The 15561-nt window shown below is 72.6% G+C and carries 14 protein-coding genes and 2 pseudogenes; 11 read left to right on the forward strand and 5 right to left on the reverse strand.

All coding sequences use genetic code 11. The annotated features are described in order from the left end of the window. Positions 1 to 18 precede the first annotated feature (18 nt). The 4 genes from ACZ67Q_RS05685 to ACZ67Q_RS05700 all read left to right on the forward strand — a co-directional run bounded on the left by ACZ67Q_RS05685 (position 19) and on the right by ACZ67Q_RS05700 (position 3877). On the forward strand, positions 19 to 696 hold the full coding sequence (locus ACZ67Q_RS05685; RefSeq protein ID WP_471176825.1) for a helix-turn-helix domain-containing protein: 678 nt from the start codon (positions 19 to 21) through the stop codon (positions 694 to 696). 32 nt (positions 697 to 728) lie between these two features. After that, on the forward strand, positions 729 to 1166 hold the full coding sequence (locus ACZ67Q_RS05690) for a pyridoxamine 5'-phosphate oxidase family protein (RefSeq protein ID WP_471176828.1): 438 nt from the start codon (positions 729 to 731) through the stop codon (positions 1164 to 1166). Between the two features lie 188 nt (positions 1167 to 1354). Next, positions 1355 to 2047, forward strand: coding sequence for a response regulator (locus ACZ67Q_RS05695; protein WP_471176830.1), 693 nt, complete (start codon positions 1355 to 1357; stop codon positions 2045 to 2047). A 108-nt stretch (positions 2048 to 2155) separates the two neighbouring features. Continuing rightward, the gene (locus ACZ67Q_RS05700) at positions 2156 to 3877 is read left to right on the forward strand and encodes a sensor histidine kinase (protein WP_471176833.1); all 1722 of its coding nucleotides are present in this window, start codon (positions 2156 to 2158) and stop codon (positions 3875 to 3877) included. 49 nt (positions 3878 to 3926) lie between these two features. Here ACZ67Q_RS05700 and ACZ67Q_RS05705 read toward each other — a convergent pair whose 3' ends face one another. Beyond that, a complete protein-coding gene (locus ACZ67Q_RS05705; protein ID WP_471176836.1) occupies positions 3927 to 4616 on the reverse strand; it encodes a dienelactone hydrolase family protein in 690 nt (229 codons plus the stop codon). Positions 4617 to 4705: 89 nt separating this feature from the next. After that, positions 4706 to 5170 (reverse strand): cyclic nucleotide-binding domain-containing protein, encoded by a 465-nt coding sequence (locus ACZ67Q_RS05710; RefSeq protein WP_471176839.1) that lies wholly within the window; start codon positions 5168 to 5170, stop codon positions 4706 to 4708. A gap of 317 nt (positions 5171 to 5487) precedes the next feature. On the opposite strand from ACZ67Q_RS05710, the gene ACZ67Q_RS05715 reads away from it, so the two are divergent. Beyond that, complete coding sequence (locus tag ACZ67Q_RS05715; protein ID WP_471176841.1) at positions 5488 to 6393, forward strand: universal stress protein; 906 nt, start codon at positions 5488 to 5490, stop codon at positions 6391 to 6393. Positions 6394 to 6617: 224 nt separating this feature from the next. Here ACZ67Q_RS05715 and ACZ67Q_RS05720 read toward each other — a convergent pair whose 3' ends face one another. From ACZ67Q_RS05720 to ACZ67Q_RS05730, 3 genes are all read right to left on the reverse strand, one after another. Continuing rightward, on the reverse strand, positions 6618 to 7319 hold the full coding sequence (locus tag ACZ67Q_RS05720) for a response regulator (RefSeq protein WP_471176843.1): 702 nt from the start codon (positions 7317 to 7319) through the stop codon (positions 6618 to 6620). A 108-nt stretch (positions 7320 to 7427) separates the two neighbouring features. Further along, positions 7428 to 8135 (reverse strand): CBS domain-containing protein, encoded by a 708-nt coding sequence (locus tag ACZ67Q_RS05725; protein ID WP_471176846.1) that lies wholly within the window; start codon positions 8133 to 8135, stop codon positions 7428 to 7430. Further along, positions 8132 to 8596: a Crp/Fnr family transcriptional regulator gene (locus ACZ67Q_RS05730; protein WP_471176848.1), complete on the reverse strand. Its 465-nt coding sequence runs from the start codon at positions 8594 to 8596 to the stop codon at positions 8132 to 8134. Before ACZ67Q_RS05730 ends, ACZ67Q_RS05725 begins: the two co-directional genes overlap by 4 nt. A gap of 209 nt (positions 8597 to 8805) precedes the next feature. Here ACZ67Q_RS05730 and ACZ67Q_RS05735 point away from each other — a divergent pair, with 209 nt between their 5' ends. From ACZ67Q_RS05735 to ACZ67Q_RS05760, 6 genes and pseudogenes are all read left to right on the forward strand, one after another. Then, positions 8806 to 9711: a universal stress protein gene (locus tag ACZ67Q_RS05735; protein WP_471176851.1), complete on the forward strand. Its 906-nt coding sequence runs from the start codon at positions 8806 to 8808 to the stop codon at positions 9709 to 9711. Positions 9712 to 9756: 45 nt separating this feature from the next. Continuing rightward, positions 9757 to 10626: a universal stress protein gene (locus ACZ67Q_RS05740; protein ID WP_471176854.1), complete on the forward strand. Its 870-nt coding sequence runs from the start codon at positions 9757 to 9759 to the stop codon at positions 10624 to 10626. Positions 10627 to 10745: 119 nt separating this feature from the next. After that, the gene (locus ACZ67Q_RS05745; RefSeq protein WP_471176856.1) at positions 10746 to 13436 is read left to right on the forward strand and encodes a bifunctional acetate--CoA ligase family protein/GNAT family N-acetyltransferase; all 2691 of its coding nucleotides are present in this window, start codon (positions 10746 to 10748) and stop codon (positions 13434 to 13436) included. A gap of 75 nt (positions 13437 to 13511) precedes the next feature. Next, positions 13512 to 14051, forward strand: a complete 540-nt coding sequence (locus ACZ67Q_RS05750) for a flavodoxin domain-containing protein (protein WP_471176858.1) — start codon at positions 13512 to 13514, stop codon at positions 14049 to 14051. 253 nt (positions 14052 to 14304) lie between these two features. Further along, positions 14305 to 15012, forward strand: a pseudogene (locus ACZ67Q_RS05755) (PEP-utilizing enzyme); the annotation flags it as partial. Between the two features lies 1 nt (position 15013). Beyond that, positions 15014 to 15439, forward strand: a pseudogene (locus tag ACZ67Q_RS05760) (universal stress protein); the annotation flags it as partial. Between the last annotated feature and the right edge of the window lie 122 nt (positions 15440 to 15561).

Genomic DNA, 15561 nt, shown 5'->3' on the forward strand with positions numbered 1-15561 from the left:
GAAAAGGAGGTGAGCACCATGGCCGAGCGCCACACCGCCCCGGGCCCGGTGCGTGACATCCCGGTGGGCGACCTCGGACACCGCGTCGCACTGCGCCGCAACCAGCTCGGACTCACCCGGGAGGAGACGGCCGTCCGTGCGGGCATGGCCACCGGCTACCTGCGCCACCTGGAGGAACACCCCGACGCGGTGCCAAGTGCCGGCACGTTGCTGCGGCTGGCCGGAGCGCTTCAGACCACGGTGACCGAACTGACCGGAGGCAACGCAGAGCGGCCACCCGGGCCGGGCCGGGCCGTCCGTGGCGCCGACCTTCGCGGGCTGGACGCCGAGGAGTGCTGGGCGTTGCTCGGTACGCACGGGGTGGGCCGGATCGCGGTGCCCACAGTCGAGGGGCCGGCCATCGTGCCCGTCAACTACAGCGTCGTGGACGGCTCCGTCACCTTCCGTACCGGCCCGCATGCGACACCCGCCCGGGCGGCTGGCCGCCGCGTCGCCTTCGAGGTGGACCGCATCGACGAGGCGTTCAGCCGCGGCTGGAGCGTCCTCGTGCGGGGCACCGCCCGGGAGGTCACCGACCCCGACGAGGTGCGTCGGCTGGCCGAGCGGGCTCAGGGCGAGCCCTGGGCCGGCGGACAGCGCCCGCTCTGGTTGCGCATCGACGCGACCGGCATCAGCGGACGCAGGATCACGGTCTGACGGACGGCCGCGAGGCCAGGGACGGACACCGGATGTACCGCAACGACGGATTTCGTGAACTCGACCGGCAGGAATGTCTCCGGCTGATGGCGAAGGCGCCTGTCGGCCGCATCGTCCATACCCGGGGCGCGCTCCCCGCCGTCCTGCCGGTCAACTTCCGCCTGGAGCCCGACGGGACGGTGGTGCTGCGCACCTCCGCCGAGTCGGAACTCGTGCGCGCCGTCGACGGCACCGTGGTCGCGTTCGAGGTGGACGAGATCGATGTCGTACGGCAGAGCGGCTGGAGCGTGGTCGTCACCGGAACCGCCTCGGTGGTCACCGATCCGGCCGAGCGCGAGCGGCTGATACGCACCGGTCCGCGGTCGTGGGCGCCCTCCCGGCAGGAGGTCTTCATCCAGGTCTCGTCGGAACTGGTGACCGGACGCGAGCTGGTCGGCGGCCGCAGCCTGTACGGCCTGGACCGCTCGTGAAGGCGGATTCCGTTCCGCCGTATCCCTGAGTGCGCGGTCGCCGCACTCTATGGGTACCTGGTCCAGGGCATGCGCGGCCCTACGGAACAGGGCCGAACGGCCCTGGCCCTCGGGCCCGCACCGGCGCGATGATCGCAGCCGAGGCCACTCTGCGCGCCGGCGCGGCCCGTCACGACAAGGAGCGACCGATGGCGGACAGCCAGGCACCCGGCCATGACGAAGCCATCCGCGTTTTCCTGCTGGACGATCATGAAGTGGTGCGCCGTGGGGTGCACGACCTGCTCGACGACGAGGCGGACATCACCGTGGTCGGTGAGGCCGCCACCGCGCAACAGGCGCTGGTGCGGGTCCCCGCTCTGCGTCCTGACGTGGCCGTTCTGGACGTCCGCCTGCCGGACGGCGACGGCGTCACGGTGTGCCGGGAGCTGCGCTCGCGCATGCCGGAGCTGGTCTGCCTGATGCTCACCTCCTTCGACGACGAGGAGGCCCTGCTGGACTCGATCATGGCGGGTGCCTCCGGCTACGTGCTGAAGCAGATCAAGGGCTCCGACCTGGTCTCCGCCGTCCGTACGGTGGCGGCGGGGCAGTCCCTGCTCGATGCCAGCGCCACCACGCGGCTCATGGCCCGGCTACGCCACGAACAGGAGCCCGAGAAGGAGGCCGACGCGCTGCCCGGGCTCACCGAGCGTGAGCGGCAGATCCTCGCCCTCATTGGCGAGGGACTGACCAACCGGCAGATCGGGCAGCGGTTGTTCCTCGCGGAGAAGACCGTGAAGAACCACATCTCCCGCCTGCTCGCCAAGCTCGGTGTGGAACGCCGCATCCAGGCCGCCGTGATCGCCACCCAGGTGCAGGACCGTATCCGCCGACAGGGTGAGTGACGCCGCCGCACCATCTGCAACGTTTCGTGGTCCTCCCGTGGCCGGGCGGCTACCGTGGCACATGAGGGGACGGCGGCCCGCACGGCGAGCGGATCTGGAGGACCACGCGTGGCAGGCTCCGGGGAGAAGGAGGCCCGCGTCCGGTTGCCGCAGCTCAAGCTGGACGAGCTGCTGGCCGAGTTGCAGGCCCGGCTGGACGCTGCCCGTGGCACCCGGGACCGGGTGCACAGTCTGCTGGAGGCGGTGCTGTCCGTCGGGCGGGAGCTCGACCTGGAGCAGGCCCTGCACAGCATCGTCGAGGCCGCCGCCGTGCTGGTCGACGCCGAGTACGCCGCCCTCGGCGTGATCGGCCCGGACGGCAGGCGACTGTCGGCGTTCCACACCATCGGCGTCAGCGAGGAGCAGATCGCGAAGATCGGTCCGTTCCCCGAGGGGCACGGAATCCTGGGGGAACTGATCCGCGACCCGGAGCCGCTCCGCCTGCCGAAGCTCTCCCAGCACCCCGCCTCGTACGGCTTTCCGTCCCATCACCCGCCGATGAACAGCTTCCTCGGGGTCCCCATCCGGGTGCGCGAGAAGGTGTTCGGCAATCTGTATCTGACCGAGAAGCGTGGCGGCGCGGAATTCGACGAGGAGGACGAGTCGGTCCTCTCGACCTTGGCCGTGGCCGCCGGAGTCGCGATCGACAATGCCCGCCTCTACGAGGAAGCCCGGTTGCGGGAGCGCTGGCTTCAGGCGAACGCCGAGATCACGCACAGCCTGATGTCGGGCAGTGACCAGACCGCGGTCCTCCGGCTGATCGCGGACCGTGCCCGCGAGATCGCCGGCGCCGCGCTGGCCGTGGTGGCCATGCCGATGGAGGGCACCGGCTCGCTGACGGTCGAGCTGGCGATCGGCGTGGAGGCGGAGCGCCACCGGGGACTGGTCCTGCCGGTCGACGGCAGCCTGATCGGTGAGGCCTTCTCCAGCGCGGCCCCGGTGACCAGCGGCGACGTCTCCGAGGATGCGAGGGTCTCGGCCGGCCCCAGGCGCTTCATCGGGCTCGGTCCGGCCGTGGCCGTACCCATCGGCACGGCCGAGGGCGTACGGGGTGTGGTCCTCCTCGTACGCGAGGCCGGGCAGACGGCCTTCTCGAGCAAGGAGATCGAACCGCTGCAGGGCTTCGCCGCGCAGGCGGCGGTCGCCATGGAGCTCGCCGAGCGCCGCCGCGACGCCGAAGAGATCGCGGTCCTGAAGGACCGGGACCGCATCGCCCGCGATCTGCACGACCTGGCGATCCAGCGGCTGTTCGCGACCGGGATGACCCTGCAGAGCGCGGGCCGGTTCATCGAGCACCCGGAGGCAGGCGAGCGCGTCGCGCGGGCCGTGGACGACCTGGACGAAACGATCAAGATCATCCGGTCTACGATCTTCGGCCTGCGGGCCCGGGAGTCCGACCGCGGATCCGGCCTGCGCGCACGTGCGGTGCGGACGGCCGGCGACGCGGTGCCGGCGCTGGGCTTCGCGCCGAGTCTCCGCATGGAAGGCCTCCTGGACACCCATGTGCCCCGGGAGGTCGCCGACCAGGTGGTCGCGGTTCTGTCCGAGGCGCTGACCAACGTCGCCCGGCACGCACAGGCCGACCGAGCGGACGTGGTGCTGGAGACCGACGGCCGAGAGGTGCGGCTGACCGTCACCGACAACGGCGTCGGCATCCCGCCCGAAGGCCGGCGCAGCGGTCTGCGCAACATGGGCGAGCGAGCCGAGCAGCTGGGCGGAAGCCTGGAGTGGCGGGCGGCCGAGAGCGGAGGCACACACCTGCAGTGGCGGGTCCCGCTGCCGCAGGAGTGATCGCGTCGGTGCCCCTGTGACACGGTCGCTCCCCGCGGTGTGGCGCCCTTCAGATCCGGCTCGGCCTTGGCCCGCTCGCCGCCTGCGGCAATCGCGTCGACAACCAGTCGCGGGTCAGGTCGGCGACCGCCGCCAGGGCCGCGGCCCCGGTCAGCAGGTGGGTGGCGCCCGGGACCACCACGATCCTGTGCTCGCAGCGCATCCAGTCGACGGCGAGTCGACTCAGGCCGAGCACACGGGTGTCGAGCGACCCCACGACGAACAGGGCGGGCGCGTGCACCCCGGCGAGCGCGGCCGGAGAGGCGAGGTCCGGACGCCCGCCGCGTGACACGATCGCGAACAGACCCGGAGTCGCCGCCTCCAGCGCGGCGGCCGCTCCCGTGCCGGCGGCGAGATAGGCGTACGGCAGGCCGGTCTGCCTGTGCAGCCACGTGGCGGCCGACCGCAGACGGCCGGCCAGCAGCGCCACGTCGAAGACGTCATGAGGGCAGCTCGCCTCGTCCTCGGTGAGCAGGTCCGCCACCATGGTGCCGAACCCGGCACGGCGCAGCGCTTGGGCGAGACACCGGTCGTCCGGAGTCCTGGCTCCCCCCGGAGCCAGGACGACCACGGCCCGGTCGGCATCGGTCAGACTCAGCTGGGCGGCCAACCGAACCCGGCCTGCGGGCACCTCGATCTCCGAGTCCTCCCCGGCCGGCGGGATCCGCGTTCCCGCGGCCGGCCCGGTGCCCCGAACCAAGGCTCCGTCCAGATTCCCTGCCCGGGCAACCGAGGTCCCGTGCGGTCCTGGAAACGCATCGGGACACCTCCTTGGGGCGCCGGTCGCGGTCATCTCAGGCCTCCGCTGCCGTACGGCCCGTACAGGTCGAGGAGCCGGGTGCGGGCCGTGTGCAGCCGGTGCGCGACGACCTCGCCCACCCACTGCGCGACGCCCCGGCCGAACTCCGGGTCGTCGGCGCACATCGCGCGGACCGCCCGTGCGTCGAACTCATAGGCCCGCACCGGGGTCGCGGCCTGCGCGCCCAGATGCCAGATGTGCGGGGCGAACAGCCAGGACCAGCCCACCAGTTCGTTGGGCCCGAGGGATTCGATGACGGCCGGCCGCCGGCCCGGTACCCGCATGTCGAGGTCGACGGTGCCGGTCCGGATGATCCAGAACCGGTCGGCGTGGCCGCCCTCAGGGATGAGGCGAGCGCCCATCGTGAACGCCACGTCACGGGCGGTCCCCAAGAGCCTCTGCCGGTGCTCGTCGGGCAGCGCCCGCGGCAACATCGTCGTGAGGGGAGCGTTCATGGCACGCCTCCGGGAAACTGATGGACCGGTCAACTCCAGGTTGGGCTGCCGGCACCGGCTGGGCCATGGGCCACCTGGCCCTTCGGCCGGGCCGTCCGGAGTCGGTGCCTGCCTGCCCGACGCTTCGCCCTGCGCTGATCTGCCCAGGGCGACCGCGTCGAAGGCGGCGGTACGCCATCGGCCGGTCGGATCGGGTCCCCCGGCCAGGCCGAAGCGGGGAGGGCCGGTCGGCCCACGCCGGGGACCTGCGGCCCCTGCGGAAGCCGGGTGCGGTCGACGAGGCTCGAAACACACCCCCCGATCCGGAGGAGCCCATCATGGTCCGCACTGTTGTCGCAGGACTGGACGGCTCGCACGAGAGCCGCGCAGCGGCCGAGTGGGCGGCGCGCGAGGCGAAGCTGCGCGGTCTGCCATTGAAGATCGTGCACGTCTGGGAACCGATGCCCGAGCCCCTGGCGCAGGCCCATCTGCTGGGTACCGAGACGGAGGCCCACTGGCGGGAGCGTGTTCCCCGGGAGGCGGCCCACGGCATCAAGGCGCACCATCCCGGCCTCGAGATCACCATGGAGCAGATCTCCGGCCGGGCCGGAGAGGTCCTGCCGGAGGCGGCCGAGGGCGCCGAAATGCTGGTGCTCGGCTCGCGCGGTATGAGCGGCGCCGGCGGTTTCCTCGTCGGGTCGGTCGGCCATGCGGCGATCGCGCACACCGAGGTCCCCGTCGTCCTCGTGCGGGCCGGTGAACAGGCCGACGACGAGCGCGAGCCGGACCCGGTCGGCGTTGCGTCCGCCGCCACGCGCTTCCGGCCGGTCGTCGTCGGCGTCGACATCAGCGGCTCGGCGGACACCCTGCTCGCCTTCGCCTTCGAGGAGGCAGACCGCCGGGACACCGGCCTCGAGGTCGTCCATGGCTGGAGTTTCCCGCCGTACTACGTGTACGGACTCGCCGCCGACCCGGAGTGGCACGACGAGGTCGCGCGCCAGGAGGCGGCTCGGCTCACCGAGGTACTGAGCCCCTGGCGGCACAAGTATCCGTCCGTGGACGTGATCGCACAGTCCCGCTCGGGCAGCGCCGCCGGCCACCTGGTCGACGCCGCCGCTGAGGCCTCGCTCGTCGTGGTGGGCCGCCGCATCCGGCGCCGCCCCTTCGGCGTCCACATCGGTTCGGTCACGCACGCCGTCCTGCACCATGCCACCGCCCCGGTCGCCGTCGTCGCGCACGACTGAGCCACCGCCCGCAGGAAAGACGCATCATGAAGGCAGCAGTCGTCCGTTGCACTGGGCCGGCCTCTGGTCATCGAGGAACGCCCCGACCCGGAGCCAGGTCCCGGACAGGGTCCGGGTGTGCCTGCGGGCCTGCGGATTCGTCGCTCACTGATGGCGGAGTCCTCTTCCGGCCACGTCTGCCCGTGCGCGGTGCTGCCTCACGTCCATGGCGGCCGGCCCCGCGTTCAGCGGTGGCCCTGGTCGGCCGGTTCGGTCTGCTCCAGATGGGTGGCGAGCACGGCGGCCTGCACCCGGCGCTGCACGCCCAGCTTGGCCAGCAGCCGGGAGATGTGGTTCTTGACCGTCTTCTCGGACAGGTAGAGGCGCATGCCGATCTCGCGGTTGGTGAGCCCGTCACCGATGAGTGACAGGATCTCCCGCTCACGGTCGGACAGCCCGGCCAGCTCGGACGGGACGTCGGTGGTGTCAGCGGGTCCGGCGCGTAGCGCGCGCATCAGCCGGGTCGTGGTCGCCGGATCGAGCAGCGACTGGCCGGAGGCCACCGTGCGTACCGCCGACACCAGGTCCGAGACCCGGATCTGCTTGAGGACGTAACCCGACGCTCCGGCCATGATGGCGTCCAGCAGGGCTTCCTCGTCGTCGAACGAGGTCAGCATCAGCACGCCCAGTTCGGGCATGCGGCTGCGCAGTTCGCGGCAGACCGTGATGCCGTCGCCGTCGGGCAGACGTACGTCGAGTACGGCCACGTGCGGTCGTACCGCGGGCGCCCGTACCAGCGCGTGGCCGGCGTTCGCGGCGTCGCCGACGACGGAGATGTCCGGCTCGGCGTCCAGCAGGTCGGTCAGCCCCCGCCGTACGACTTCGTGATCGTCCAGGAGGAAGACGCGGATGGGGTTCTGCGCCGTGAAGGTGCGTTCCTCGCTCATGCCGGGCCTCGCTCCTCGGTGTGCGGTGGTCAGCCGGCCACCGCTCCGGACACGATCGTCACTCGGCTGGTCCGGGAGCACCAGGGCCGTCCGGCCCTGGCGGCCCGGTCAGCGCGGCTGGGGCTCGGACGGGTCGAGCTCGAACCGCACGTCGACCACGCCTTCGACGGCCCGCACCAGCCGTGCGGCCGCCGGTACCAGGGAACGGTCTCGCATCCGGCCACCGAGGCTTACGACCCCGTCGTGGACGTCGACGCGGACATCGGACGCCGGCCCGGGGAAGAGGCAGGCGGTCACCTCACGCCGGACCTGCTCGGCGATGTCCTTGTCGTCGCGGAGAAACACCTTCAGCAGGTCGGCGCGGCTGACGATGCCGAGCAGACGGCCGGTGTCGTCGACCACGGGCAGCCGCTTCACGCGGGCCCGCGCCATGACGCGCGCGGCCTGGGCGAGCGTGGCAGCGGGAGCGATGGTGATCGCGGGGGACGTCATCAGCTCCTGCGCGGTGTCCGAACCGGCCTTGGCGAGATCGGCCAGTCGGCGCAGCTGGGTGCGGCGGTCGGGGTCCCGGTCGCGGAACTCCTCCTTGGGCAGCAGGTCCGCCTCGGACACGATGCCGATTACGCGTCCGGAGCCGTCCAGGACCGGCAGTGCGCTCACCCGGCGGTCCTGCAGGGCCCGGACGATGTCCTTGAACGCGGTCTCCAGACCGACGGCGGCCACCGAGCGTGTCATGACGTCGCTCACCAGGTGGACGAAGCCGTATGCCGCCTGCGCCTCAGCGCCCCTGTCCTTCTCGATCCCGGATCCGGTCATCGCAGGCCTCCGCTGCCGTAGGGGCCGTACAGGTCGAGCAACCGCGTGCGGGCGGCGTGCAGCCGCCGGGCTACAACGCTGCCCACCCACTGTGCGATGCTCCTGCCGAACTCGGGGTCGGCCTCGCACAGCGCGCGCACGACGGTGGCGTCGAACTCGTAGGCGCGCACCGGGGTTGCCGCCTCCGCCCCCAGGTGCCACCGGTGCGGGGCGAACAGCCAGGACCAGCCGACGAGTTCGTTGTGGCCGAGGGAGTCGATGACGGCTGCCCGGCGGCCCGGCACCTTCATGTCGAGGTCGACCGTGCCGGTCCGGATGATCCAGAACCGGTCGGCGTGGCGGCCCTCTTCGAAGAGGCGGGTGCCTGTCGTGAAGGCCACTTCGCGGGCGATCCCCATCAACCGCTGCCGGTGTTCGGCGGGCAGGACCCGCGGCATGCTCGTCGTGACAGGAGCGTTCATGGCGCGCCTCCAGAGCTCCGTGGCTTTCCCTTTCCAGCGTCGTCGCCCGTGGCGGGACGGTCCATGGGCCACATGGCCTCTTCATGGGCAGACCGCCGGCTGGGACCACTGGGGCCGGTCGGCCCCGGCACAGGACATGCGGCCCCTGTGGCGGTGGCCCCTTCGCCGCGAGGCTGAAGGCAGAAGCATTCCGACGAGGAGGCGTCATCATGGTCCGCACCGTTGTCGTAGGGCTCGACGGTTCGCGTGAGAGCCGGGCCGCGGCCGAGTGGGCGGCACGCGAGGCGAAGCTGCTGGGCCTGCCACTGACGATCGTGCATGTTGCGGAGCCGGTCCCGCATCCCTGGGCCCAGGCCCCGTTGTTGGGTGGGGAAACGCAGGCGCAGTGGTCCGAGCGGATCCCCGGGGAGGCCGTGGACGGCCTTCGTCTGCGTCACCCCGGAGTCGACGTCAGCCTGGTGCGGTTGTCCGGCGGGGCGGCCGAGCTGCTCGCGGCCGCGGCCGCGGACAGCGAACTGCTCGCTCTCGGTTCCCGCGGCATGAGCGGAGCCGGAGGCTTCCTGGTCGGGTCCGTGGGCCAGGCCGTCATCGCGCGTACCGACGTGCCTGTGGTGGTCGTACGGGCTGGTGAGCAGGCCGCCGACGAGCACGAGAGCGACCCCGCGGGGATTCCGTCCGCAGCCACCGCCTACCGGCCGGTGGTCGTCGGTGTCGACACGGAGAAGCCCGCCGACGACGTGCTCGCCTTCGCTTTCGAGGAGGCCGACCGCCGACGCACCACCGTCCGAGCCGTCCACTCCTGGTACCTGCCGGCGTACTGCGTCTACGGCCTCTCCTTCGACGCCTCCCTGCACGACGAGATCGTGCGTGAGAAGGCGGCGGAGCTGGCCGAGGTGATGCGGCCCTGGCGGCAGAAGTACCCGTCCGTCGAGGTGAGCGAGGAGTCACGGACCGGCAGCGCCGCCGACCGGCTGGTCGACGCCGCGCGCAGCGCGTCGCTGGTCGTGGTCGGCCGTCGTGTCCGGCGCAACCCCGTCGGTGTGCACATCGGCTCTGTCACCCACGCCGTCCTGCACCACGCCACCGCCCCCGTCGCCGTCGTGGCACATGAGTGACCCCTGGTCTCACTGGGACCCCTCGTAGGAGAAAGGGTGAGGAGGATGGAACTCCCCGTCGTCGTCGGAGTGGACGGTTCCGAGCAGAGCCTGAGGGCCACCGACATGGCGGCCGGCGAAGCGGCCCTGCGGGGCCTGCCGCTGCGTGTGGTGTACGCCTCGCTGTGGGAGCGTTATGAAGGCTCCGCGCTGGCTGATGATGTGGGCAAGCCCGCGGAGGAAGTCCTGGGCGAGGACATCCTCGACACCGCCGCCCGGCGGGCTCGGCAGCGGCAGCCCGATCTGAAGGTGTTCACCGACCTCGTGCCGGACGAGGCGGAGCACGCGCTGGTGCACGAGAGTGCCGACGCCACGCTCCTCGTCCTCGGCAGCAGAGGCCGCAGCAGCATCGCCGAGAGCCTGCTGGGGTCGGTGAGCATGGCCGTGGCCGCCCGTGCCGCATGTCCGGTCGTCGTGTTGCGTGGCAGCCACGACAACCAGGCGGCCGAGGCGGTACGAGGCCGCGTCGTCGTGGGCATCGGAGACGGTGCTGAGGTGAGGGCCGTCGTACGGTTCGCTGCCGAGGAGGCACGGTTGCGAGGTGTTGCTCTGCACGCCGTGCGGGCCTGGAAGTGCCCCGCACACGAGCCGGTCGACCACCCGCTCCTCGTCGGAGAACCCGCGCAGGTCTTCGAGCGGCGTGCCGGCGACGAGCTGGAGGCCGCGCTCGCGGCCCTCCCACCGGCACCGACGCTGTACCGGCATACCGCCGAAGGGCACGCACGCCGGGTGCTGAGCGCGGCCTCGCACGACGCCGACCTGCTGGTCGTCGGCGTGCGGCGAAGGCCCGACCACTACACGCCGCAGCTGGGACGGACCGCCCACGCGGTGCTGCACCATTCCGCTTGCCCGGTGGCCGTCGTGCCCCACCGCTGACGCGAGGCCTTGCTTCATCGGGGCCGACCGGCCCCCATCCGCCGCCGTACGGCCCATGGGCGGGTTCCCCGCTGTGCGGGACGCTCGAAGTGGAGCGAAGGCCCACGAGGAGGCCCGCGATGAAGGACGACATCCTCAGCCATCCACCGGGGCACGCCCTGCTGGCGGACGGCACCACCGTGTGCATCCGCTCCGCGCGGCCCGACGATCACCCACGCGTGCGACGCCTGTACGAGGACATGTCACTGGAGAACCTGCGGCTGCGGTTCTTCGCGGTGAGCCCGAGCTCCGCGACGGCTGCCGCCGACCGGGCGTGCGGTCCGCCCCGGCCCGGCTACCGGGCCCTGATCGCCGAACGGCACGGGCACCTGCTCGGGCTGGCCGAGTACGACACCGGTGGCAGCGGCGCCGAAGCCGAGATCTCCGTCGCTGTCGCGGACGGGCTGCACCACCGTGGCGTGGGCACGCTGCTCCTGGAGCACCTGGTGTCGGCTGCCCGCGCCGAGGGCGTCACCGCCTTCACCGCTGACGCCCTCAACGAGAACCGCCGGATGCTGAAGGTTTTCGCCGACCTCGGGCTGCGCACGGCTCGCCACTTCGACGGCCCCGAGGTGCACTGCACCATCGCGCTCGACGCGAGCGACACCTACCTGTCGGCCGTGGAGGAACGCGGACGAGCCGCCGACATCGCCAGCCTCGCCCCGCTGCTCCGGCCGGACACGGTCGCCGTCGTCGGCGCCGGGCGCCGTCCGGGCTCGGTGGGCCGCGCGATCCTGCACCACATCAAGACCGGTGGTTTCACACGCCGCCTGTTCGCCGTCAACCCGGCCGCTGCCTCCATCCTCGCCGTGCCCTCGTATCCGTCCGTGAGCGCCCTGCCGCTCCCGCCGGACCTCGCGATCATCGCCGTGCCCGCCGCCGTGGTGCCGACCGTCGCCGAGGAGTGCGGCAAGACCGGCGTGAGGGCCCTGCTCGTCGTCGCAGGACTCGACGCCGACCGGTCGCGGGAGCTCCTCGCAGCGTGCCGCAGCCACGACATGCGGCTGGTCGGACCCAACTGCCTCGGCGTCTCCACCACCGAGCCAGGCGTCAGCCTGGACGCCACCTTCGCTGCCGGCCATCCACGCCCCGGAACCGCAGGCGTGGCCGTGCAGTCCGGCGGCGTCGGCATCGCCCTGCTGGACGGGCTGTCCCGGCTGGGGATCGGCCTGTCCTCCTTCGTCTCGCTCGGCGACAAGTACGACGTCAGCGGCAACGACCTGCTGCAGTGGTGGGAGAGCGACGGCCGCACCGACCTCGCTCTGCTGCACCTGGAGTCCTTCGGCAACCCGCGGGCCTTCTCGCGCACCGCCCGCCGGGTCACCCGCCGGATGCCCGTGCTGACGGTCGACGCCGGACGCACCGACGCCGGCCGGCGGGCCGCCGCCTCGCACACGGCAGCCGCCGCGACCCGCACCCTGACGCGCCAGGCCCTGTTCACCCAGGCCGGCATCACCGCCACCCACTCGATCGGCGAACTCTTCGAGACGGCCGCCCTCTTGCACGCCCAGCCCCTGCCGGACGGACCCCGCGTGGTGATCGTCACCAACGCGGGCGGAGCCGGCGTCCTCGCGGCCGACGCGTGCGCGGAAGCCGGCCTGTCCGTGCCGTCGCCGACCCCGGCGCCGGCGGACGACCTGCTCGCCGTGCTCCCCGGCGGTGCAACCCTGGGCAATCCCGTCGATGCCGGCGCAGCCGTCACCGAGCAACAGCTCAGTGCCTGCCTCGACCGCGTCACGCGCCTCAGGGATGCCGATGCGGTCCTCGTGGCCCTCGTCCCCACCGCCCTGGCCGCGGCGACCGGTGACGATCTCGTACGGGCCGTCACCGGCGCCGTGGGCCGGGGGAGGAAGCCGGTCGTCCTCGTGCGCCTCGAACAGGCCCTCCCCGTCGAGCTGCTGCCCGCCGCGGAAGGCACCCGCGTGCCGTCCTACGCCGAACCCGGGGCCGCCGCCCGGGCCCTGGCCCACGCAGCCCGCAGGGCGGCCTGGCTGGCGAGGCCGGCGGGCACCGTACCGGCCCTGCCGGACGTGGAGACGGAACGGGCCCAGCGTCTGGTGGACGCGTACCTGGACGCCCACCCGGACGGCGGCTGGCTGGAGCCGCACGAGTGCGCCGGCCTGCTCGCCTGCTACGGCATCCCGCAGTCGCCATGGGCCTGGGCCGACACCGAGGCTGCCGCCGTCCTCGCCGCTCAGCGGCTGCGCGGCCCCGACGGGCGAGTGGTGATGAAGGGACACTGGCCCGGACTGCTGCACAAGAGCGCCCAGCATGCAGTCCTGTTGGACCTGCGGAACGACGCGCAGGTGCGGGCCGCCTACCGGGACTTGAAGACCCGGTTCGCCGGCCTGCTCACGGGGGTCGTGGTGCAGCCACTCGCCGACCGCGGCATCGAACTGTTCGCCGGTGTCGTCCAGGACGACGTGTTCGGCCCGTTGGTGCTGTTCGGCTCGGGCGGAACCGCGACCGAGGTCCTGGCCGACCACGCCGCCCGGCTCGCCCCGCTCACCGACCACGACGTCCATGACCTGATCACGTCTCCGCGGTGCGCCCCGCTCTTGCTGGGAGGCGAGGGCCGCTCGCCGGTCGATCTCACTGGACTGGAGCAGGTGTTGCTGCGGCTGTCGCGGATGGCCTGCGACCTCCCGCAACTGACCGAGTCGGACTTCAACCCTCTGCTCGCCACATCGGGTGGTGTCAGCGTCCTCGATGCCCGGGTGCGCCTGCTGCCTCGTCGGCCGCGGGATCCGTACCTGCGGCGCCTGAGGTGAGGAGCAAACGCACTCAGACATGACACGAGCGCCGGTCGCCCGGCCGCGCCCACCGGAACGAGAGAACGGCACCTCATGACCGCGAACGTACTGGTCGCCTACGGGACGACCAATGGCTCCACCGCACGCATCGCCGAGACCGTCGCCGATGTCCTGCGCAAGGAGGGACTGACCGTCCGGACCGCACCGGCGGCGACAGTGAGCGACGTGACCGCGTACGACGCCGTCGTCGTCGGCGGCGCCCTGTACACGGGACGGTGGCACAAGGACGCCCGCCGGTTCGTGCGCCGCAACCGGCGTGCCCTTCAGGAGCGCCCGGTGTGGCTGTTCAGCAGCGGGCCGCTGGACCCGTCGGCCGCCGAGCGGGACATCCCGCCCGTGCCCGGCGTGCGGCGCGTCATGCTCCGGCTCGACGCCCGGGACCACGTCACCTTCGGCGGCTGCCTGGAGGAGGGTGCCAGGGGTCGTATCGCCCGGATGATCCTGCGCAACGGCAAGGGCGGCGACTTCCGCGACTTCCCTCGCATCGAAGCGTGGGCGGAGCGGGTCGCCGCGGACATCACCACGGACATCGACGCCTGGAAGGCGCATGCAAGAGGACCGCGATCCTGGTAGCCCCCGAGCCCCTTCAGCGCGACGATCCCGCCGGCGGCAACCGTGCGCACCGCGGCGCGCAGAGCCTCCTGGCCATGGAACCGTCCCAGGCCGGCCGCGGGCCACGCGCCGGGCAGGCGACGGGCTCGGCGTCCGAACGCCGGTCGCCGGGACCGGCGTACTCGGCCGCGTCGGCCGCGCACACCGTCGTCGCGCCGGAAGTCGTTGCCGACGCCGATGACGGCGATGCGCCGGCGCCTGCCCATGGCTCCTCATCGCATACGACCTGCGCGAGGAGGGCACCATCAGCGCCGACGAGGCGCTGCAGCGGATCGACGGCTGCGCCCTCACCCGGCTGAGGTTCCCACGCTTCGACATCACCTCGGCGGACGTCCCCCTCGCCCACGGCGTGCCCGCCTCGCCGGGCGCGGCGGTCGGCGTCGCCGTCTCCGACTCCGCCGAGGCCAGTCGCCGGGCAGCCGCAGGCCAGGACACGGTACTGGTCCGCCGGGAGACCACCCCGGACGACCTGCCCGGCATGATCGCGGCTCGGGCGGTGCTGACCAGCCGGGGCGGCCAGACCAGCCACGCGGCCGTCGTCGCCCGCGGCATGGGCAAGGTGTGCGTCTGCGGGGCCGAGGAACTGACCGTGGACGCCACCGCGCGCGTTTTCACGACCGCCGCCGGGGTGGTCGTCGAGGAGGGCGACACCGTCTCCGTCGACGGCACCGCCGGAACCGTCCACCTCGGTGCGCTCCGGTTCACCGCCTCCGACGTCGGCCGCGCTCTGGAGACCGGCACCGCGGTCGACGCCCTCAGCGGCGCGGTCCTCACCACGCTCGGGCATGCCGACGCGGTGCGCCGGTTGGAGGTACGGGCCAACGCCGACTCCCCCGATGACGCCGTCCGTGCCCGCGCGCTCGGCGCCCAGGGGATCGGGCTGTGCCGTACCGAGCACATGTTTCTCGGTGAGCGCCGGGAACCGGATCCTGCTCGGCGTCAAGGACGTGGACACGAGTGCGGAAGCCGTCCGGTTGGCCTTCCGGGAGGCGCAGGCGCGCGGCTGTGAGCTGGACGTCGTCCATAGCCGGCGCTGCCCGGCATCGGAGGAGGCGGATCACGGGGCATCGGCTGGGGAACCGGCCCACCAGCATGAGCAACGTGCCGTCGCCGTGATCGACTCGCTGATCGCCGAGGCGGCCGCGGATCATCCGGTCGTGCGGATCCGCCGCACCGCGATCGAGGGTCCGGCCGGCAAGGTGCTGGTGAGCCGCTCGGCCGCCGCGGACCTCGTGATCGTCGGGACACGCCGCAGGTCCGGCCACTTCGGACTCCAGCTCGGCCGAGTGACGCACACCCTGCTGCATCGAGCGGCCTGCCCGGTCGCGGCCGTCCCGCAACGGGTGTGAGAGGAAGTGGCCCAGCCCGGCCACCGCGTGGGCCCCAGCCCGGCCATGACACGCCGGTGCCCCGACCCGGGGCACCGGCGTGACGTGCGCTGCGGGGTGACACTGGTCGGCAGGAACCTTCA

The sequence above is a fragment of the Streptomyces sp. NPDC036813 genome (assembly GCF_055609245.1).